The organism is Dehalococcoidia bacterium, assembly GCA_041653995.1.
Taxonomy (GTDB): domain Bacteria; phylum Chloroflexota; class Dehalococcoidia; order GIF9; family UBA5629; genus CAIMUM01.
Genome location: JBAZEK010000049.1, coordinates 1 through 3,749 on the forward strand (window position 1 = coordinate 1; position 3,749 = coordinate 3,749).

Here is a 3,749-nt window from a genome sequence, read left to right on the forward strand (position 1 = left end):
CCTGACTGCCGTTTATATTCACTGTAGCCTGCTGCCCCTTGCTGCTTTTTCCAGACCGCTAGTTTGCGCCCGAAAAGTGGAAGAAGGACGACAACCGGCATGGCTAAATACATAATCATCGGGCTGGTAGCCCTCATCATCATCGGCGCGGGCATCGGGGCCTGCCTCACCCGCAACAATAATGAAACGCCGGACGCTACCTCCACCGGCAACCAGCCGCTCACGGTAAGTCAGAAGCTGGAGATACTCACCGGCCGCGTAGACGACCTCATTGCCCGGATGCAGACCTACGAATACAAGATCAGCCAGCTTCAGAAGTCGCTGGATGAAGCCTATGCCCGCATCAACGAGCTTGAATCGGAGCTCCAGCCATGACCCAACGCTGTCCGCGGTGTGGTTCCGACAGGATCTGGAAAAACGGCGGCAGCCGCATCAGGTGCAGAACCTGCCGTCTAGACATCAGCATAGTGCCTTCACAAAAAGGTAGCCGCGACATTGACACTGGATGCCCTGCCGGGGGGCCTTCCTGCATAAACTGCACCCTTCCTAAATGTGTCATGGACAACAGGAGGGAATATGGCCATCGTGCCGCTGTCTGCTGAGCGGAGAAGAGCCGAGCGCCGGGCCGCTGCCCGGGAAGCTCCGCAGAAAGTAGCTGCCATGCCCGAAGCCCGCAAGCAAGCGGTGCGTGGAGCCCAGATAGCTACTGCCAGAACCGCTGAAAAGTTAGCCGACCTGCCGGGATACAGGGAAAAGGCCGCCGCCATAGCCTCCACAGCCCTGTCGAGCATTCCCGGTACCATGATAACCGCTGTGGCTCAGCCGGAAGATGCCGCCGGTTACGTGCAGGTCAGGGCTAAGGAATGGGTATCACATGTGGCTCAGCCGGAAGATGCCGCCGGCTACGTGCAACTGGGCACTGGAGAATGGGTATCGCAGGAAGCATTCGATAACCTGTCAGTTGAAGACCAGCATGCCCTGCGCCAGCTGGGCGTGGACAAGTTCAACGCCATTCAGGAAAAGCGGCTGGAATCCACCCACATCAAGCTCAGCACCGATGAGTGGGTGCCCCGCAGCAACTTCGAGAATCTTTCCTCTGAGGACCAGCAGCTGCTGATGCAGATGGGCGTAGATACTTTTAACGCCCAGAAGCAGGCCGAGTTCGAGCGGGATCATGTGCAGGTAGGAAAAGACGAATGGATGTCCCTGGAGGACTTCGACAAGCTCAGCCCCATGGCGCAGGAAATAGTCAAGAAATTCGGCATCCAGCATCTCAACCGGGACCTGGAAACTACATCAAAGGACCTGTTTTCCGGCAAAATCTACCGTGAAGCTAGAGCCCAGGCCAGAGAACAGTTGCGGCAGATGGTTCCTGACTTCCCTGAAATCACTTACCACAGCGATTCCGCCGCCTTCGATCCTGAAAAACATATCATGTCTCCCAACTACAGGGACCAGGAGCTAGCCTATTACATCGACAGGACTTCTTGGGAAGCCCTACCGGAGGAAGATCAGCAGTACATTACGCAGCATGGCCTTGAAAGCTATAACACCATCCAGAGGGAGTACCGTCCCAATGCCTACCTGGCGAACCTCATGATCAAGCTGGAACGCGGTGAGCTTCCCGAATATGGCTGGATGCAGCTTCCCAACGGTGCATGGATTCCCCCGCAGGAATACGAGGCATGGCAAATGATTCCTGACTGGAGAGGTGTGCTGGACAGCATGCAGCGGTTGGGCAGCGGCGAATATGTACCCCACGGCAGTTTCTGGGATTTGCCGTCACATGTCCAGTCCATGACCCCGGAGCAGCAGTCTGCCTGGCTGACATCTCCAGAAGGGCTGAGCTATCTTCAGGCCCGCAATATCCTCTTCACTCAGGGCACTGCCGGATATGAGGCATGGATAAGCGAGCAACAGCAACGGGCAGAAGCCTATCAGCAGGCGCTGCAGGACCGTGCAGTAGCTCCTTACGTTACCAATGGGCAGGTAGACGACGACAGGTGGATGACTATTATCAGTCATGGTGCATCAGACGAGACTCTTCAGGCCCTCGGGTGGAGCCAGTCACAAATAGCCAGCCTGCGCCAGCGGCATAATGTGTTAATGACTATGCGGGAAAGCGGCTTCGAAAACCTTGTGCCTGTCCAAACGACATACGGTCCTCCAGGGGAAACCGGATACAGATATGGAGGAGAATACGATGTGATAGGTGCCCTGGCCGCCGGGGTTGTTACTCCGCAGGAGATAGCACAAGTATTCAACCTCAGCCCAAATGAGCTGATACAGTATCGGCAACTGGCTAACATACAGCAGAAACTGGGGGACATGAACATCCACGAAGCTATTGTTCAAGGTGTCCTGGACCGCACCGACATTTTGATCTTGGGACTGGCGGAAAACGTGCAACAGGCCAAGGAGTATGTCAATGCAGTGCAGGTAGTCAGCACTACTGAGTTTGGCGTAGGCCAGGCAGTCTCTGCCGGAACTATCACCGAGCAGCAGGCAATCATGATAGGCTTCAAGCCCGAAGATGTCACCCAGGCCGTGGCCGACTGGAAGCATTATGAAGCTGAAGTCGCCCAGGTAGAGCGCATACAGTCCATTCAGGACAAAATAAGCGCCGCCGATGACCCGTCCAACCCCAGGTATATCACTCCTGAAGGAGACTACCACTTGGCAGCCATCATGGCCGACGATGTGCTTTCCCCCGGAGAAATCATGGAGATGTTCGGGCAAACAGAAGAGGGCCGCGAAACCGTCAGGATCGCCACTGAGCAGGCACATACTGAGCGGCTGGCCGCTATTCGTCAAGAGCATAGCGGAATTAAGGCACTGGCACAAAACATCGCCAACACTTACCTTGACTGGACGGTCCCCGGATACGCCACTGTGCGCCACTGGGACAACATGGGTACAGGCATGAAGGCTATGAGCATAGCTGCTGATGCCATGATGCTTATACCCATCTTCGGTGCTGCCGGTAGAGGAGCTAGAGGTGTTACTGTAGCTATTAAGGGAGCAGGAGCTGCCCGCGCTGCCAGAATAAAAGGTGCCGCCGGTGCAGTATTTGGCTTGAGCATCAGCAAGCCTGCCGATATGACTGCTGATGCATGGAGGGCGCTTTCCCTGCCGTCTAAGATCGCTAAGGGGCATCTAGCCACTGGAGAACTGTGGAAGTCTGTAGCCTGGGCGCCTGATCTGCCGGAAGCCGGCACAAGGATGTTCCGGCCAGCAACCACTGTCGCCGGAGAAACGGTTACCGGCCTGCGGGCTGTCCCTATACATACTCATGAGCTGGCTACAGCCACTACAGGCAGGATCAAGTCTATCCTTGGCCCGCTGGAAACATTGGTACATCCCTCCAAGATACCCGAATCAGTAATCTCCGATATCTGGCACACAGTGAAGATTCCCCTAAAGAACTTTGACTCTGCTACCGATGCCATGGCTGCTAGAGAGAAAATAATGAATGCTATGATGCGTGAGGGCAATAGCTTGGTACTGGAGACACCGGACTATCTGATAACCTTCCGCCGCTCGCGGCTAATGCAGGAGACCGGGGGCGGCCTGGCCCATGTTACTCCACAGGGGGAGCAGTTTGTCAGTGGCACCATAGTACAATGGAAAAACAGCAAGCCCCTGTGGGAGCAGGGCATCTTCTGGTCACATGACCCGGCACTACGATTTGCCGAGATGTCCGGCTATGGTCTCCGGGGTGAAAAGCCAGCCATCTATATTGCTGATCC

General features: G+C 55.7%; 2 protein-coding genes. Both read left to right on the forward strand.

Annotated features, from left to right (window positions below):
* Positions 1-99: 99 nt before the first annotated feature.
* A complete protein-coding gene (locus WC359_15150) occupies positions 100-375 on the forward strand; it encodes a hypothetical protein (GenBank protein ID MFA5401787.1) in 276 nt (91 codons plus the stop codon).
* Between the two features lie 201 nt (positions 376-576).
* Positions 577-3,749 (forward strand): hypothetical protein (locus WC359_15155; protein ID MFA5401788.1); only part of this gene is annotated, 3,173 nt, incomplete at its 3' end.